Annotated in this window: 15 protein-coding genes; 2 read left to right on the top strand and 13 right to left on the bottom strand. The window is 52.1% G+C overall.

All coding sequences use genetic code 11. From position 1 onward, the window contains the following. Positions 1-7: 7 nt before the first annotated feature. From DSM117340_RS06300 to flgB, 8 genes are read right to left on the bottom strand one after another with little or no spacing between them, the layout of a single operon-like run. Entirely contained in the window at positions 8-1,099 is a 1,092-nt protein-coding gene (locus DSM117340_RS06300; RefSeq protein WP_082389112.1) for a flagellar basal body P-ring protein FlgI, read from the bottom strand. Positions 1,100-1,158: 59 nt separating this feature from the next. Next, positions 1,159-1,830: a flagellar basal body L-ring protein FlgH gene (locus tag DSM117340_RS06295; protein WP_354689970.1), complete on the bottom strand. Its 672-nt coding sequence runs from the start codon at positions 1,828-1,830 to the stop codon at positions 1,159-1,161. An 11-nt stretch (positions 1,831-1,841) separates the two neighbouring features. Continuing rightward, positions 1,842-2,630, bottom strand: a complete 789-nt coding sequence (gene flgG / locus DSM117340_RS06290; RefSeq protein ID WP_354689969.1) for a flagellar basal-body rod protein FlgG — start codon at positions 2,628-2,630, stop codon at positions 1,842-1,844. 59 nt (positions 2,631-2,689) lie between these two features. Then, positions 2,690-3,448, bottom strand: a complete 759-nt coding sequence (locus DSM117340_RS06285; RefSeq protein ID WP_354689968.1) for a flagellar basal body rod C-terminal domain-containing protein — start codon at positions 3,446-3,448, stop codon at positions 2,690-2,692. A 23-nt stretch (positions 3,449-3,471) separates the two neighbouring features. Further along, a complete protein-coding gene (locus DSM117340_RS06280; RefSeq protein WP_354689967.1) occupies positions 3,472-7,830 on the bottom strand; it encodes a flagellar hook-basal body complex protein in 4,359 nt (1,452 codons plus the stop codon). 57 nt (positions 7,831-7,887) lie between these two features. Continuing rightward, positions 7,888-8,589, bottom strand: coding sequence for a flagellar hook capping FlgD N-terminal domain-containing protein (locus tag DSM117340_RS06275; RefSeq protein WP_354689966.1), 702 nt, complete (start codon positions 8,587-8,589; stop codon positions 7,888-7,890). Positions 8,590-8,603: 14 nt separating this feature from the next. Beyond that, positions 8,604-9,020, bottom strand: coding sequence for a flagellar basal body rod protein FlgC (flgC, locus tag DSM117340_RS06270; RefSeq protein WP_354689965.1), 417 nt, complete (start codon positions 9,018-9,020; stop codon positions 8,604-8,606). Beyond that, positions 9,021-9,407: a flagellar basal body rod protein FlgB gene (gene flgB / locus DSM117340_RS06265; RefSeq protein WP_354689964.1), complete on the bottom strand. Its 387-nt coding sequence runs from the start codon at positions 9,405-9,407 to the stop codon at positions 9,021-9,023. A 96-nt stretch (positions 9,408-9,503) separates the two neighbouring features. On the opposite strand from flgB, the gene DSM117340_RS06260 reads away from it, so the two are divergent. After that, complete coding sequence (locus DSM117340_RS06260; RefSeq protein ID WP_354689963.1) at positions 9,504-10,112, top strand: hypothetical protein; 609 nt, start codon at positions 9,504-9,506, stop codon at positions 10,110-10,112. Next, on the top strand, positions 10,109-10,459 hold the full coding sequence (locus DSM117340_RS06255; RefSeq protein WP_354689962.1) for a hypothetical protein: 351 nt from the start codon (positions 10,109-10,111) through the stop codon (positions 10,457-10,459). Before DSM117340_RS06260 ends, DSM117340_RS06255 begins: the two co-directional genes overlap by 4 nt. A gap of 367 nt (positions 10,460-10,826) precedes the next feature. On the opposite strand, the gene DSM117340_RS06250 is transcribed toward DSM117340_RS06255, so the two are convergent. The 5 genes from DSM117340_RS06250 to DSM117340_RS06230 all read right to left on the bottom strand — a co-directional run bounded on the left by DSM117340_RS06250 (position 10,827) and on the right by DSM117340_RS06230 (position 15,371). Further along, positions 10,827-12,062, bottom strand: coding sequence for a radical SAM protein (locus tag DSM117340_RS06250; protein WP_354689961.1), 1,236 nt, complete (start codon positions 12,060-12,062; stop codon positions 10,827-10,829). Further along, positions 12,062-12,694 carry a hypothetical protein gene (locus DSM117340_RS06245; protein WP_089888672.1) on the bottom strand — a complete coding sequence of 211 codons (633 nt, stop codon included), beginning with the start codon at positions 12,692-12,694 and terminating at the stop codon, positions 12,062-12,064. Before DSM117340_RS06245 ends, DSM117340_RS06250 begins: the two co-directional genes overlap by 1 nt. A 327-nt stretch (positions 12,695-13,021) precedes the next feature. Next, entirely contained in the window at positions 13,022-13,762 is a 741-nt protein-coding gene (locus tag DSM117340_RS06240; RefSeq protein ID WP_354689960.1) for a hypothetical protein, read from the bottom strand. After that, positions 13,762-14,670 carry a hypothetical protein gene (locus DSM117340_RS06235; protein ID WP_354689959.1) on the bottom strand — a complete coding sequence of 303 codons (909 nt, stop codon included), beginning with the start codon at positions 14,668-14,670 and terminating at the stop codon, positions 13,762-13,764. The genes DSM117340_RS06240 and DSM117340_RS06235 overlap by 1 nt, the downstream gene beginning before the upstream one ends. Next, positions 14,667-15,371 carry a tail fiber domain-containing protein gene (locus tag DSM117340_RS06230; RefSeq protein WP_354689958.1) on the bottom strand — a complete coding sequence of 235 codons (705 nt, stop codon included), beginning with the start codon at positions 15,369-15,371 and terminating at the stop codon, positions 14,667-14,669. The genes DSM117340_RS06235 and DSM117340_RS06230 overlap by 4 nt, the downstream gene beginning before the upstream one ends. Positions 15,372-15,373: the final 2 nt, after the last annotated feature.

Below are 15,373 nucleotides of genomic sequence, written 5' to 3'. Positions count from 1 at the left end.
ACGCCACCTAAATCACGACAAGCTCGGCGCGCAATGCGCCCGCCTCGCGCAAAGCTTCTAGAATGGCAACAAGGTCTGAAGCAGATGCACCGACGGCATTGATGGCGTCTACCAATGACGACAAGGACACGCCTGTGTCAAAAATAAAGGCACGCGCCGGCTCGGCTTCAACATCAATTTCTGTGTCGGGTGTCACCACGGGTTCATTGTCTGCAACAATTGTCTGATCACCATTTGTGACAACCGTCTGCCCCTGATCAACATTAAAATCCTCGTTGACCCGCACGGTCATTGAGCCATGTGTTACCGCTGCTGGTGTGACACGCACATTGCCACCAATCACAACGGTGCCGGTGCGCGAATTGATGATCACGCGGGCGGGCGGCTCGGCTTGCGTCACTTCAACGTTCTCAAGTAACGAAACAAACGATACCCGCTGACTTGGGTCTTGGGGCGCACGGACCCGTATGGAGTTAGCATCAAGTGGCACAGCCACATCGGGGCCAAATATCCCGTTGATGGCCTCTGCAGTGTTTGTTGCTGTCGTGAAATCTCCTTTGTGTAAGTTTAGCACAAGATGTGGGGTTTCCAGAAATGAGCTGGGCACCATTCGCTCAACCGAGGCGCCACGCGGAACGCGCCCCACGGTCGGAACATTCACCACCAGCGAGGATTGATCCGCACCCTGAACCCCTAAACCGCCAACAACAAGGTTGCCTTGTGCAATGGCATAGGTCTCACCATCGGCGCCCAAGAGAGGCGTCATCAGCAATGTGCCGCCCCGCAACGAACTCGCTCCGCCCATGGTAGATGCGGTGATATCCAGCGTCTGCCCCGGCTTTAAGAAAGGTGGAAGCTCTGCAGTTACCATAACAGCGGCAGCATTTTTTGCATTCAGCCCTGAAACTTCCGTGACAAGACCAAAGCGTGAGACCATGGCCTGCATCGACTGCAACGTCAGCCCCGAGCTGCCATCACCCGTGCCCGCAAGACCAACCACAATACCATAGCCGACAAGTTGATTAGAGCGCACCCCAGCGACACTGGCAATGTCTTTGATACGTTCGCCCATGGCAGCTTGCGATAGAAAAGCCGTCATCAAAAAGGCTGTAAATAGAGGTTTGATACAATGCGGCAGGGCCATTTTTTTATCCACTGTCAATAGGGTGAAAGAGTTGTAGCAGCGCGCTGTAACCAACCGACCTTGCCTGTATCGGCCACATCACCCGCTCCGATATATTTGATTTCGGCGTTGGCAATTCTATCTGATAAGACAACATTCTTTGACGAAATGTCTTCTGGGCGCACGATACCTCGCACACGGATATACTCATCTCCATTGTTCAGCGTGAGCTTTTTTTGGCCCAGAATTTCTAGGTTTCCACCCTCATATACACGCGCAACAGTTACAGACATCTGCCCCGTCAAACTGTTTGATTGCGCCGCAGAGCCAGAGCCAGAGAAGGATTGCGTGGTGCCCGTGCTAAGCCCGTTCGATAGCTTATCCAAACCCAGCACATTCGGTAAGCTCATCTCGAAACTCGCAGCCTTACCGTTGGCTGCATTCTGCGATTTCGTGGCTTGAAAACGTTCAGAAAAGGATATCGTTAGGATATCTCCGACGCGACTTGCCCGCCTATCAGTTGCAAAAAGACCTGCTTGGGAGGGGTTGTAAATCGCACCCGAAGCAAACCCTGTCTGAATTTCAAGCGCGGCTTGCGGCATGACAGGGCTATATTGGAGGCTATTTTGCTCTTCAACAAAAGTTGTTCCACACCCTGCTAGCGCCATCGCACCAAACGCCAAACAGACAATTTTTGAGCTGACCATCAGTTCGCTCCTCACAGATTGTTCGAGAGATAACGCATCATCTCATCAACAGATGAGATTGATTTTGAGCTGACCTCATAGGCGCGTTGGGTTTCGATCATGTCGACAAGTTGTTGAACAACATTTACATTAGATCCCTCAAGATATCCTTGCACAAGTTTGCCAAAGCCACCATTAAGAGGCGCACCTTCGATGGGGGCTCCACTGGCAGGTGTTTCAACGGCGAATGTTTCACCTACGGGCTGAAGCCCCCGTGGGTTGGCAAAATTGGCCAGCGTCAATTGTCCAACTTCTTGCGGCTGGGTCTCGCCAGCAAGCTTGACAGACACAATACCGTCCGCCGACACATTGATTTCGCTGACATTGTCCGGAATCCCAACCTCAGGCTGGACGACATAGCCGCTTGACGTGGTTAACGTGCCCTCGCCATTGCGGGAAAATGTTCCGTTGCGGGTATAACCCATACGCCCGTCCGGCATCAGCACTTGGAAAAATCCCGACCCATCAATCGCAAGATCAAGCGAGTTATCCGTACTAATGAGACTACCTTGAGAATATAGCTTTTGAGTGTTCACCATAGTCACACCCGTGCCAACGGTAGAGGCCGACGTTAGCATATTACCGTCAGCAGTCTGAGCGCCGCCTGACCGGATTGTCTGATACAGGAGGCTTTCAAAATTGGCGCGGTCGCGTTTAAAGCCTGTTGTGTTAACGTTTGCCAAGTTGTTGGCAATTATCTGCATTTTATTTTGTTGGGCATTCAGGCCAGTTTTGGCCACATGCATTGCGCTTGAAGACATTTTACCACTCCTATATCAGAGGCTCACCACTATCTTGCAAGAGCCATGCCAAGCCAGTGTCAGTTTTGTGGCAATCGCATCAATTCGGCTCCTCCGCGGTCAATGTCTTCAGCCATCTTGATAAACTTCACCCCAATTTCAAATTGCCGTTGCGCTTCAATAGATTGCACTAACTGTGCAACAGGATCTACATTTGATTGTTCAAGCATACCCTGCGCGAGCAAAGGGCCTTGTTTTGGATCTGGAACTGTTCCATCGAAGCGGCGGATTTTGCCATCATCACCCTTTGTCAAAGCCTCCGATGTAGCAGATGTTAAACCCAAAAATCCATAACTTTGAAACTGTCCCTCAGGGCCATCAAATTGAGCGATAGATATCTCACCAACGTTTGAGATCTGAAACTCGTTGAACGCCGGAAGCTCAATTGGTTGCAGCCCGTCGTCCAAAACCAAATCTCCAGCTCCGTTTTGTAAAAATCCTTCTGGACTGAGGTAAAAGTCTCCGCGCCTATCAAGCGCGATTTCTCCATTAGCGGGCTTTACGAAAAAATACCCCTCAGAAACAATCGCAACGTCTGTTTGTATTCCTGTTTGCCGTAAAGCACCCTGTTTATTCGAAAAACCCGCCTTCCCTGTTTCCAAATTCATGACCCGCGCAGACGCCGCGTCCATCGCCTCAACAAACGCCGCTGCACCATCATTGGGAAGATCCGTCCGAAATCCAGGGATATCAACACTACTCAGGTTTTGGGCGGTGGTTTGGCGAATATCATGCAGGTTGTGAAGCGAGTTCAACGCGGTGTGGATCATCCTATCCATAGCATTTTCTTTCTAAATTGACATTACATACGAATATTGATGATCGTTTGAGTAAGGCTCGTGGTTGTCTCAATTGCTTTGGCAGAGGCTTGATAGTTCCGTTGCGCAGTAATCAAGTTCACTAGTTCTTCGGTAATATCAACGTTTGATCGCTCAAGCGAGCCTGACAAGATGTTGCCAAATCCTTCGGCCCCAGCTTCACCCACTTGTGGCGTTCCAGAAACAGCCGTTTCAACATATGTTGCATTCCCAATTTGCTTCAAACCATTTTGGTTGTTGAAGTTTGCCACAACAATTTTACCAAGCGGGTTGTTTTGCCCGTTGGTATAGTTCGCACGAATGGTTCCCGAGCTGTCGATTTCCAAACCATCCAAACGACCCGATGTGAAACCGTCTTGCTCGACGGATAGAACAGAGAATGGCTGGGCAAACTGACTGGATGTTGAGTAATCAATATCCAATGAAATCGAGAAGCCTTCAGCCTGCTGTTCATAGCGCACATTGTTTTTCGGGCTGACAAGCTTACCTGTTTTATCAAAGGTCAGCTCTCCCTCATCAATGTAAAGCGGGAAATAACCATCCACCATTTCTGCCGGCGGCGTTGTCACAACATTGCCTTCAGGGTCCACGTAAAGCGCGATGCCATCGGCATTGGTGGCTTGGACCAAATTAAAGATTCTTGGCACGGACCCAACGCCCAAAGGAACCTCATCTAGGCCCAAGCGCGCGGCTCCCTTTACCTTAATCGTAGAGCCATCGCCTGTTGTGCCCGTTTGGAACACAAAACCGTTGTCGACAGTTGAGTAACGGACTGTAACGCCACCAACTGTTTGGCCCGTGACAGGATCAGAAATTTGGTTGATCCGCTCTTCAAGTGCCGTCGCCAGAGTCGTGCCAACGTAGTTGCCTGGTGGGATATCAATGATACCCGCGATGCCGTTGACCGAGACGTTGAAGCGGTTTTCGCCATTGTTGGACGTCAACCGGAACACCTCCGTCAAGTCGCCCTGTGCCGCACGACCTGTTGCAACTGCAGGTTTCGCAGCGAGGCCACGCCCCTCTTGGAAGCTGAAGTCCTGCTTGGACGCGCCAAAGCCAAAGAGTGCGTTTTCGCCACCGCCAATAATACGGCTGTCCAGATCAATGCTTTCGCTCAAATCTGTGCTGCCATCACCACTGGTCGAAATAATGCGTCGACCAATCTGAATGTTTGACGCTTTCTGATCAGTTGCCACTCCGAGAGCGCCGTTTGCGTCAATGTTTTCGCCTGTCGTGCCGCTCGCCACGGTGAAAGATTTGGTGTCGCCATTGTAGCTCACCGAAACGCCATACCGCTTGTCGTTGAGTTGCACTTCCTCACCATCCGCAATGAAAGGCTCAGTGGATAGAATTTCGCCGCCACGAATAAGCACTTGCTCAGCGTTGCCACCCGCAGGAATGCCAAGGCCGTTGGTGCTGTCGGCATCAGACGCGCCATAAACGGTGAAGGCGTTGAAGTTACTGCCTGTGCCAGTGCCCAAAACCGTGCGATCAACATTAAATTGCAGACGCTGATTTGTTTCGTCATAGGCAATTTTGATCGGCGGGTTATTTTCATCAACCCAAGCCACCTTGCTGCTGGCGCCATTGGAAATAGTCGCCACGCTGACAGCACCAAGATCATCCGCCAGCGCATTCGCCGTCACAATAAGATCAGAGCCTGTTGTTGAAAACGTAACACCTGCAATTGCCGTTGCAGGCAAGCCGTTAAGCGTTGCCACAACCGCCGCCATGTCATCATGATCAAGCGCTCGAAAATCAGCACTGATTGTTTTGTCGCCAATGCTGATGTTGTTGAATTTTTCGCTGAAGGCCGCCAAGCCCAAAGACAAGGTATGCGTCTCCGCAGTCGCAACACTTACCACACCCAAATCCGTGTTAACGGCATTTGCAGTCACAACCAAGTCAGACCCCGTGGTGGAAAAGGTGACCCCTGCGGCGGTCGCGGCAGGCAGCGCATTCAGCGTTGTTACAACCGCAGCCATATCCGCATGGTCAAGCTTGCGCAGATCCGCTGTGATGCTGTCACTGCCAATGTTGATGGTGGTCAGCCGCTTGTCAAACGCCGTAAGCCCGAGAGCAAGCGTATGCACCTCCGCAGTCGTAGAGTCTGCGGCTGTCGTCTCAGTTGCGACCACAGCTGCGGCATTTGAAGCGACAGTCTCAGTGGCCACAACAGGCGTGCCTGAGGCGGGCAGCCCCAGCTTGGCAAGCGACACACCCGTCGTGTCGATCAAAGTGCTCCCGAATATAATGGCTTCATTCAGCGATTTTTCGTCTGATGCACGCATCGCGGCTTCACCCGTTTCGCGCACCACAATCCGCTTTGAATTAAACGTTTCAAAACCGCCTGCAATTGTGGAAGTTGCCCCTTCAAAAAAGGCTTCCAGATCCTGTGAAGGCTCATAGAGGATAGAAATATTGTCGCTGTCCAAATTGAACCCGGCTTCAGGAAGATTGAGCCCGCTGGTGTCAATGCGCAGCATCCGATAGTTATCAGTCGCTACATTTTCAAATATACGAAGCTCACGACCATTGAGATGGTTTTGGAAATCAGCATCTGTCGAAGCCCCCACAAGACGAATTGAGGACGACGTCGGCGTTCCAAAATCATTTGGCACATATACCGTCAGAGTGTTCTGGGTGTTATCATAGACAACAGCATTGCCATCCGCATGGATAGCTCCGTCCGCATCAACTTCCAACAGCTCTGCTTTTTGATCATAGACTGACAAGCTGGGGCGCTTCCCATAATAGGAGTGGGCCAAATAACGATCCTGGGACACGGTATCGCCAGCGTCCGTGTCTTGTGTATGCGTTATTGTGATAACCTCTGGCTGGTCATAGGGGCCATCCATAGCCGCACCAATGCTGCGCACAAAAAGGCGGCCTTCAACACCAAGCGTTGCAGCCCCGGTGCCGAGGGAGCCATCGGGGTCATAGATATAGTCGTTCAGCTCATCAACAAGGCGAGCTTGGGTGTGAGCCAAGAACTCCTCGCGCGTAAAATCAGGAGAAGCACCCTCAACATCCATACCCATTAACGTTGAAACAGAGCTGTCTTGGAGCAAATCGATTTCGATTTTGTTGTCGCCCAACCCTTGCAGTGTACCATCGGCTGATAACTTAAAGAGATCAATTGTCAGTTTATCATCAACGTTCTGGAAAATCTGGATCTTCTTATCGTCGCCATAGGCCTCGTTAATCGCCCGCTCCACTTCGGAGGCGAGTTGCTCGGCATTGTATTTCCCGGGACGCAGGTTAATCGAAACAGGCGCATCGCCGTCGTCTACGTTGACAGTCAAAAAGTCTTTGCCCCAGTAAATGTCACTATCCGCATTACCCGCTTCTCGCGTCGCTTTAAACAATAAGGGGTCTGTTACAATCTCGACAAGTTTGTCGCCTTCTTCACCAAAGTCAAAGCTACTCTGCTCACCCTGGAGCGTCGCGGGTTGAGACTTGACCTGTTGGTTCAAGTCATCCATTTTATAGAGCGGCGCACCCTTCCCCTCGAGGAAGTAGTTGTCATCAGGAACCGCGGTCGTCTGTGCGCCAAAGCGGTCAATAAAAAGCTGCTTTCCCGTGTCATCAACAGCGCTCACAAGGTCAGGGTCAATGATCGTATCATTGATGACCAAACGTGTGTCGTATTTGTTTGTAGGGTCTTCGGCAGAAGCGTTTTGTGTCTTGATGAAGTAAATCGTGGCAATTGTCGGATTTCCCAAATCATCGAAGATGGTGATCGAAGTCGAGTTTGTGTAGCTGTTCGCATCACTCGGATCAAACTGGTAGCCATCAGCAAATTGCTCAAGGTCGGTCACGACAGGCGCATCGGCGGGTACGTTCACGCCCAAGTCGATTTTGCCTGTGGCTTTTGGCTCGCCCGAGGTGACAGGAAGCTGCAAAGGCACGGCACTGTCGAGGTCTTTCGCTGTAACCGAGCCGTCAAGGTTGACAGGATATGTCATCAGATACTGGCCCGCACTGTCGACAACATACCGATCGTTATCCACGTTAAACGAGCCGTTGCGAGTGTAGACCGTTTGAGTAGAGGTGAGAGAGGGCTTCAAAGCAAAAAAGCCCTGCCCCGAAATGGCAAGGTCAAGCGCGTTGAGCGAGGAGGCAATGTTGCCCTGCGTGAACTGTTGCTTGATCCCTTTGAGGATCGTGCCCGAACCGATTGAAGAGGAGGCATTCTGCAAAGGTGAGGTTGCGAAGATATCGCCAAATTCAGCGCGACTTCTCTTAAAACCCGTTGTCCCAACGTTGGCAATGTTGTTGGATGTTGCCGAAATATCGGCCTGCGCGCCGTTAAGGCCAGTCAATGCTGTGTAAAATGACATATGTTACCCTCTCCTATCGTGTTTTGGGCATAACTCAGCCCTCAAGTAATTTGCGCCTTAGCGGATGCGGCTCACCGAGCCTGCATCAATCGTGCCATAATCTTCGACATCTAGCATTGGGCTGTCAGAAACATCGCCAATAGACGAAGCTGAAAGCACCCGTGCATAAATTGAGGGGCCCATTGTCTCCATGCCTTTGCCAGTATTGGCTGCAATATCGACTTTGATTTTTCTATTACCCTCTCGCAATTCAGTCGGGATATTTGTCCAGCTAAACCCAGCCAGGCCTGTGCCTTGTGGCCCTAGATCTTCACTGTGAAGCAACTCGCCAGTTGAGGCATCGCTAAAGGATACGCGAGAAGCGCTTGCTGCCTGGGGTAGCTCGAAAACACCATGAATTTCACCGTTGTCATCTGGCCGCGCGATCGCGCCTGGCACAAGCACCGAGTGGCCCAGCAAAGTGGAGGCGGTCGCGATCCGCGTTTGTTGCATCTCACCTGAAAGAGTTTTAAGGTTTGTGTTAATTTCTTCAATCCCAGAAACTGTCGAAAACTGCGCCATCTGTGCAATAAAGTCCCCATTCTCCATTGGCGCGAACGGATCTTGGTTTTGCAACTGGGCGGTCATGAGTTGCAAAAAATCATCTTGGCCAAGCTTGTCACCGCTTGCACGTTCTGTCGCCGACTTCTGGGTGTTGATACCCAATTTGTCGAAAATGGCTTGCTGCGCCGCTGCGCCCGTTGAGTCTACAGTTGACATGGTGTTTCCTTTGCTTAGCGGCCCATGTTGACTGTGCGCATCATTAATGAGCGCAAGGTCGACACGACTTCCAGATTGTTTTGGTATTGGCGCGACGCTTCCAGCATCTCCACCATTTCTTCTTCAATATTGACGGCAGCGCCCCACACATAGCCTTCCTCATCCGCCTTGGGGTGATCGGGTTGATAGACTTTGTTTGGCTCACGGTCAGCAGTCACAATACCCCGCACATTAACTGTCGATATTCCGTTTTCACTTACTTTGTTGGCATATTCAGTTTCAAACAAAGGCTTGATCGCCTGATAGGCTTCTTCGCGACTGCCAGCAACGCTGCGGGCGTTGGCAATGTTGCTTGCAACCGTGTTTAGCCTAGTCATCTGCGACGACATCGCCCGGCTTGCGACGTCAAAAATGTTTTCAATACCTGACATTTATTCCCCCTTAATCGCAGACAAGAGCCCTGATACCTTACGGTTCAGGAAGGTGAGCGATGTTTGATATCGCACAACGTTTTCCGAAAATTGCATCTGCTCAACAGCAAGCTCGACGGTGTTCCCATCCAGAGATGGATTAACTGGATCACGATATTGCAACCGATCCGCGTTCAGGTTTGAACCGCGAGAGACATGGCGCGAGTTTGTTGTCGCGAGTGGACCGTCAGGCATAGCTTTGGCTAGGGTTGCCTCAAAGTCAACATCGCGCGCCTTGAAGTGTGGGGTAGCCGCATTGGCAATGTTCGAGGCCAATATGCTATTGCGCTTTGAGCGCAGTGCAAGAGCATCGTCATGAATTCCAAAATGCCGTCTGATACCGTCCATTTGTATCTCGCCTATTTTAATTTTCTTGTTAAAATCACTAATCTTGGAGCGATATTTGCAAGTTGAATGCCAAACCAACCAACACGAGACAAAAAAATGTCAAAATATTCTCAATCACCTAAAGTAACAGTCTCAGGCCTCGCTGCTCTATCTGCACAAATGAAGCGTCTCAGGCTGAAGTTTTTAAAATCGGTAAAGTCAGAAAGCCTTGATCAAGCCTTGGAAACGCTACGGCTGAACTTGACAAAGGAAAAAGATGAGACCGCACGGCTTGGTTCATTGGCTGCGCAAACCTGGCTTATTCGACAGCGGTTGTTGACCATTGCCTCTGATGACGTTCCACAAGTGGCAGATTGTCTTGAGGTGCTAGAGCCAGCGCGCTCAAAGCTCAACTTTGTGCCAAAGACACCCACACAAGAACAAACGGACGCGACAGATGTGGCCAATGCCTCCGCAGATCAAGCTTGGGAGACCGTCAAAATATTAGAGGAAACTGTTGTCAACGGTATGCGTTTTTTTAAGGACTTCGTGGTTAAAGTAAATGCAGAGGATGCACAGAAACTGGTGCACGCCAAAAAAGCAGAGATCGTCACCGAAGACGCGGCTGAAAGCGAGGCCAAAAAAGCCACGGCCAAAGACAAGCAAAACACCAAAAAGGCCCCGTCTAAAGACGAGGCCAACTCAGATAACCAGGATAAAAAATGATAAAATGGTTATATGGAGCAATTGGCGCACTGGTGTTTGCTGGGCTGGTCACAATTTTGGGGAGTGGCGCCTTCACACGGTTTGAGCACAAAACATTCCTTTGCTCAAATACGCTGATTGGCCCCTTTGAACTCATAATCAACAAAGCGACATTGGGGTCTGACGTTCAACTGTCACAACCAAACGGCAACAGCAGACTTCGCATCACCTCCGTAATAGACAACGTCATCATAGCTGAAGCCGATACACTGCGCTTTGAAGTTGATATTGAAAACAGTTTGGTGAGTGTCCAGCAAATGGCCAACCTAAGCACCTCAAAATGCGAAACAACAAATTTCTCAATGTAACTCGGGCCTGCTTTGTCGATATTCGTCTGGTCTGGTTAACAGACACAAGCGGTTTCGCGGGCAAAAAATCCCTGCAAGTTAAATTCGTCGGTACGCCGCGCTCTATCGTCAAGCGATGAGTCACTTCTGGGGGCTCCAACGAAAGCAGGTTACCTCTGGAAAGAGCCACTGCATGAAAATGCCTGCTGCCACAAAACAGCATAATCGCTCATTATCTTGATGACGGTTAACTCTTCCTGAAGTAACGCCAATTCTTCGACCGCAAGTGCCTAAAACTCCCTGCTGTATTCCGCGACCGGCGGATACGCTTACACACCGTTCGCTTTAAAACCCGGCGTCGCGCAGCCAGTCAACCAGCTCGCCGCGATCACGAGAACGGTGAGCCGGAGCCCTCCACCCCAATCACAACCATCCCCGTCAAATGCCAGACAGCCGCCATCAAGATCCCCATATTAAACGCAAACTCGTTGGCGCAGCTCTGCTTGAAGAAGTCCCCTTCGAGGAACATGCAGGAGCCCTTGCAGAGCTGGACAACGGGACAGGCCATACACTCGTCCCGAAACGCAAAATGCGTCGCGGTATCAAGCGCGATCGCTTCAAAGTCGGCAACATGCCCAATCTTGTGGGCCCCCTTTGCCCCGGTGTTCTGGCAGGTCATGACGTTCCCGCGCAGATCGACGGCGATGGCGTCTGGGCTGTCCATTCCGCATTTTTGACCGAGGGCTTCGATGGGCCGGCGGCGCTGGATCGATGCATAGAACTCGTCGACACGCTCACCTAGGCCAAACGCATTCGGGTCCTCCGCCAGCGCCTCGAAGATCGACCGCGTCAGGCTATTCAGTTCCGCGGGCTCGAACCGCCCTGTCCCGATTGCGGTCGCTGCGTCATAGACATTTACAACACCTTCGAGCCCGACAAACACATCCGGCCCGACCTTCTCAGTAAACCAAGCCTTAAGGGCGCGCAGATCGTGATACTCTCGCGTCAGCACTGCGTTAAAGCTGGTCTTTTCCGAGCGCTCGGCCAAGAGGGTTTCAATCCAGCGCCGCTTGTGAGGATCATCTAGCGGATCAGGTCCGCGCAAGTGTTGCCCCGGCCCGTCATGGCTGATCCCGATGGCAATGTCGTATTGTTCGATGAAGTCGAGCTTTTCGCGGTCGAGGAGCGAGCCATTCGTGATGATCGAGAACACAACCTCCGGAAACCGCTCCGCGAGCGCGGGGATTAACCGTTTGATCTTCGCCCAGTAGAGAAAAGGCTCACCGCCCCAAAGCTCAATCTGTTCCGGGGCTTGTGCGATCCATCCATCAAGCTGGGTCAGAAACTGCGCAACGTCTGCTAATTTGGAAACGGTCGCATCACCAATCTGGACAGCTTGATTACAGTAGCTGCAGGCGTAGTTACACGATAGCCCAAGTTGGATTTTGAGAACGCGGGGCGCACGTGATTTTCCAAGCGGCGCAGACTTTGACACGCGCTCAACCGGCTCAAATACCCCCGGCTCCACCGGAAGCGGCAAGCCTTCACATTCGGAGGTGTGCGAATTGTAGCGCATATGATGGCGACTGCCATCGCGTGCCTCTAAGGTTAAATCAAACCACATCAGTCAAAAAGCCTTTCTTCGATTGCAGTCGGCAGGTTTAGGCGGAAGTTCGCCACGACCTGCACATGGGGCCTGCGCCCTGTGTAGGGATGCTGGTTGTGGGGAATATGGGAAGGAAAGAACACCGACAGCCCTGGCCTTGGGTTGACTGAGAAGCCATGACGGCTCTCGAAGGGCAAGCGCCCCTCATCAAAGTAGCGCGATGGGTCTTCAATCACAAAGCGAGGCATCCCAACACTGTTAATGGGCTGCCCTGCGCCGCTACCGGTTAAAAAATGCACGCATGTCAAATCCCCCTCACGGCTATCTTTGTGGGTTGAGATAAAGCCGCCGGGCATAATCACGAGGGCGCGGTTTTCACAAAGGTTGGGATCGAGATATATCGACCAGTTTCCAAGAACTAAGCGTGCACAGCCAAAGAGATGCGCTTTGAGCGCCTGGCCTTCGGTGCTGTCGTCCAAAATACCCCGAACCCGCCGCTTTGCGGCGCTGCCGGGTGTCTTCTCATCCACACCCCCTGCCCGCGCAATGGCCTCATCTCCCAGGCGCCGGTTCACTTCCCAATCCGGCGGGGTTTCAAAAAAGCTGATCCTTGCGGGCCAGAGCTCAAGCGTCGTGCTGCGAACATCCATCCTCAGCACCGACAGTTACAGTTGCAATTACAGTAAAAATACTTCCGGTTCGCAGTAATTGTGACTGCACCCGATGTCCCTCCTCCCGAGAGGCTCTCAACATAGCAATTTGCCGTGCAATTACAGTTGCCCGTTGTACTTCTATTGGCCGCAAACACAGAGAGTGAGTTGAGCGTGTATTGGTTATTTACAAATTTCACACCGCTTGCCGGCGTCCCATTGGAGATCCCAACGGAGGTAATGTCGCCAGCCCCAATCGCTGGCTTATTGGAAATCCGTGACCAATCCACATAGCCGCTGTCGTTAATCACGATGGTTGACCCAACTTTATAAGCCATCTGTGTCTCCTTGCGCTTGATGGGCTAAAATCTCGGCTAGACCTGCCTTGCAGTGGGAATTGGGAAGCTCGAGCGCACAAAGAACCGGAATGCACATCCGCTCCTCGCCCTCAAAATAGGTGCTGTCATGGGGCACATGCCCTTCAAAGACCAGCATCGAGCCGGTTTTGGGCTCAACGGCGTACCAGCCGCCCACGTAGGTACCTGGATTGTTGCAAGGCCAAAGCCGTTTGCCAACATTTGCAGGATCGTAAAAGCGCACCGCCCCACGATGTAGCGAGGTCTGAGGACAATCAGTGTCCAATACCACGCGCGGATAATAGGTGCAGACAATATCGGTCTGGATATGCGTATGCGCGTTAATCCCAATGTGTTCGCGCTTTGAGCGACGCTGCCAGAAGGTATCCGACATCATGGCAATCTCGCCCTTGTGATCATAACCATAAGCAATCTGCAAATATTCTCGCACCGCTGCTGCAACCATCTGCGCCAGCACTGCAATCACGGGGTCGCGTCGATCCATCAGGAAGTTATGGCGCAGATGCCCGAGGTGATTGGTTTGATCACCAACGTTTCTCCCGTCGCCCGCGTCTTGGATGCGATTTGCTTCAGCGTCCTCGGCGGCCAGCGCATGCAGGCGATCGTTAAAGCCCTCTGGCATCTCCCAGTGCTTGTGCATAACAAAAGCAGGATAAATCAGCTGGATTTCCGTCGTTGTTTGAAGGTCCATCACACAACCTCCAAAATGATTTTACCGATGGCCGTGTAATGCTCGGTGTTGATTTTAACAGCAATATGATCCCCTGAGTTCAACCCTAGCGCCTCGATCGTAAAACTGCCCAACCCGTTTTCATCGGTGATTAACCGGCGCTTTGGCAGATATCCCGCATCACTTTCGAGTTTGAGCCTCAACGCATGAGCGCATGGCATGTCGTCCTTGTTCCAACGCAGCGCTATTGGCACGTCAACACGCGCGCCGGCGGCAACCGTGACAGTCTCAAGCGGTGTCTTTACGTGGAAATAAAACTGTTTGAACCACTGCCCGTCATTTGGAATTGTCGCGTCATCAATCCTGCCTGTAATCGTCGTGCCGTTTAAAAGGATGGGGTCTTGATCACAAAGAAGCTCGACACGGGCGGTTGTGAGAGCCCCCGCGATAGGCATAAAAATAACAAGCGCGTTGGAGCACTGCGTTCGCGCCCGATGTCGAAAGGAATAATCCACCTTCTCGCGTGCCGATTGCGCAAAGCGATTGCGCCAAGGCAGTGGATAGGCTGCCTCATTCGTCATGATATCGATCAAAGCATAATCAGTGATTTCATCGTGGCCGATCATTCCATCAAGGAACACGTAAGACCTGCCACGGTATATAGCCCCATGCGTTAACCCTGGAATGTCAGGGACAAAGAGGCCATTGCCGCGCATATCGACAAATCCCGCAGAGTTCGCCATGTCAAACGGCTCTTCAAGCATGGCCAAGATATCTGCCCATAGAACTGCGTCGTCCCCAAGGCCCATGACAGACCCCTCTTCACAGGGCTCAAAGACAGCAATCCCTGCATATGTGTCCTGGACATCAACGGCATAATGGAGCCGCGATCCCGTATTGTGGATGACATGAAGTCCCGTCTCAATCACAGCGCAGTCCTTTTTAGCTGATCAACCTCTTGGGCGAGGTCCTTGATGGCCTCGACAAGAAGGCCTACGAGGTTGCCATAAGCGAGGCGCAAAACACCATCAGCCTCGACAACCACCTCTGGGGCAACTCTCTGCACGTCCTGCGCAATAAGACCCATCTGCGGGGTCTCATTGCCCGCCATGGTGAACGTAATCCCGGTCAGCGCCTTCACTTTGGCCAGTGCCTGGGGAATGGGTGCGATGTTGGATTTGAGCCTCACATCGGAGGATGAGACAAAATTTGGCGCCGTCACCGTGCCAGAAAAGGTCGCGCCTGAGAGTTTTGCAAAGGCGCTGGCGTGGCTGCCATCTAAAAGGTCGGCATCAATCCCTGAGCCAGCCCCATCGACGGTGATAAGCTTTGCGCGCACCTGGGCCGCCGTGTCCGGAGAGCCATCTGTCCCAGCGGGGCCTTGGGGCCCAGTGGCCCCGGTATCTCCCTTTGGTCCTGTGGGCCCGCTCGCGCCTTGGGGTCCTGCTGGGCCCATTGGGCCCTCCGGCCCTGTCTGTCCAAGCTCAATTATGGTCTCCGCACCGGAGACGCGCTTGAGGTAAAGCTTGCCATCGGGCACATTCACCGCCAATTCACCGGCAGCAAGTTGCGCTGAACTGGGCACACGGCCTGCGACAGTCGTGCGTTTAAGAAGAAGTGTATTGGCCATGA

It is taken from the genome of Lentibacter algarum, assembly GCF_040580765.1.
GTDB classification, from domain to species: Bacteria; Pseudomonadota; Alphaproteobacteria; order Rhodobacterales; family Rhodobacteraceae; genus Lentibacter; species Lentibacter algarum.
This window is presented reverse-complemented; position numbering and strand designations above follow the sequence as displayed.

Bases quoted from the DNA above. Each gene is read 5' to 3' on its own strand.
- DSM117340_RS06300 (WP_082389112.1), bottom strand. From the start codon at position 1,099: ATGACGGCTTTTCTATCGCAAGCTGCCATGGGCGAACGTATCAAAGAC.
- DSM117340_RS06295 (WP_354689970.1), bottom strand. From the start codon at position 1,830: ATGGTCAGCTCAAAAATTGTCTGTTTGGCGTTTGGTGCGATGGCGCTA.
- flgG (WP_354689969.1), bottom strand. From the start codon at position 2,630: ATGTCTTCAAGCGCAATGCATGTGGCCAAAACTGGCCTGAATGCCCAA.
- DSM117340_RS06285 (WP_354689968.1), bottom strand. From the start codon at position 3,448: ATGGATAGGATGATCCACACCGCGTTGAACTCGCTTCACAACCTGCAT.
- DSM117340_RS06280 (WP_354689967.1), bottom strand. From the start codon at position 7,830: ATGTCATTTTACACAGCATTGACTGGCCTTAACGGCGCGCAGGCCGAT.
- DSM117340_RS06275 (WP_354689966.1), bottom strand. From the start codon at position 8,589: ATGTCAACTGTAGACTCAACGGGCGCAGCGGCGCAGCAAGCCATTTTC.
- flgC (WP_354689965.1), bottom strand. From the start codon at position 9,020: ATGTCAGGTATTGAAAACATTTTTGACGTCGCAAGCCGGGCGATGTCG.
- flgB (WP_354689964.1), bottom strand. From the start codon at position 9,407: ATGGACGGTATCAGACGGCATTTTGGAATTCATGACGATGCTCTTGCA.
- DSM117340_RS06260 (WP_354689963.1), top strand. From the start codon at position 9,504: ATGTCAAAATATTCTCAATCACCTAAAGTAACAGTCTCAGGCCTCGCT.
- DSM117340_RS06255 (WP_354689962.1), top strand. From the start codon at position 10,109: ATGATAAAATGGTTATATGGAGCAATTGGCGCACTGGTGTTTGCTGGG.
- DSM117340_RS06250 (WP_354689961.1), bottom strand. From the start codon at position 12,062: ATGTGGTTTGATTTAACCTTAGAGGCACGCGATGGCAGTCGCCATCAT.
- DSM117340_RS06245 (WP_089888672.1), bottom strand. From the start codon at position 12,694: ATGGATGTTCGCAGCACGACGCTTGAGCTCTGGCCCGCAAGGATCAGC.
- DSM117340_RS06240 (WP_354689960.1), bottom strand. From the start codon at position 13,762: ATGGACCTTCAAACAACGACGGAAATCCAGCTGATTTATCCTGCTTTT.
- DSM117340_RS06230 (WP_354689958.1), bottom strand. From the start codon at position 15,371: ATGGCCAATACACTTCTTCTTAAACGCACGACTGTCGCAGGCCGTGTG.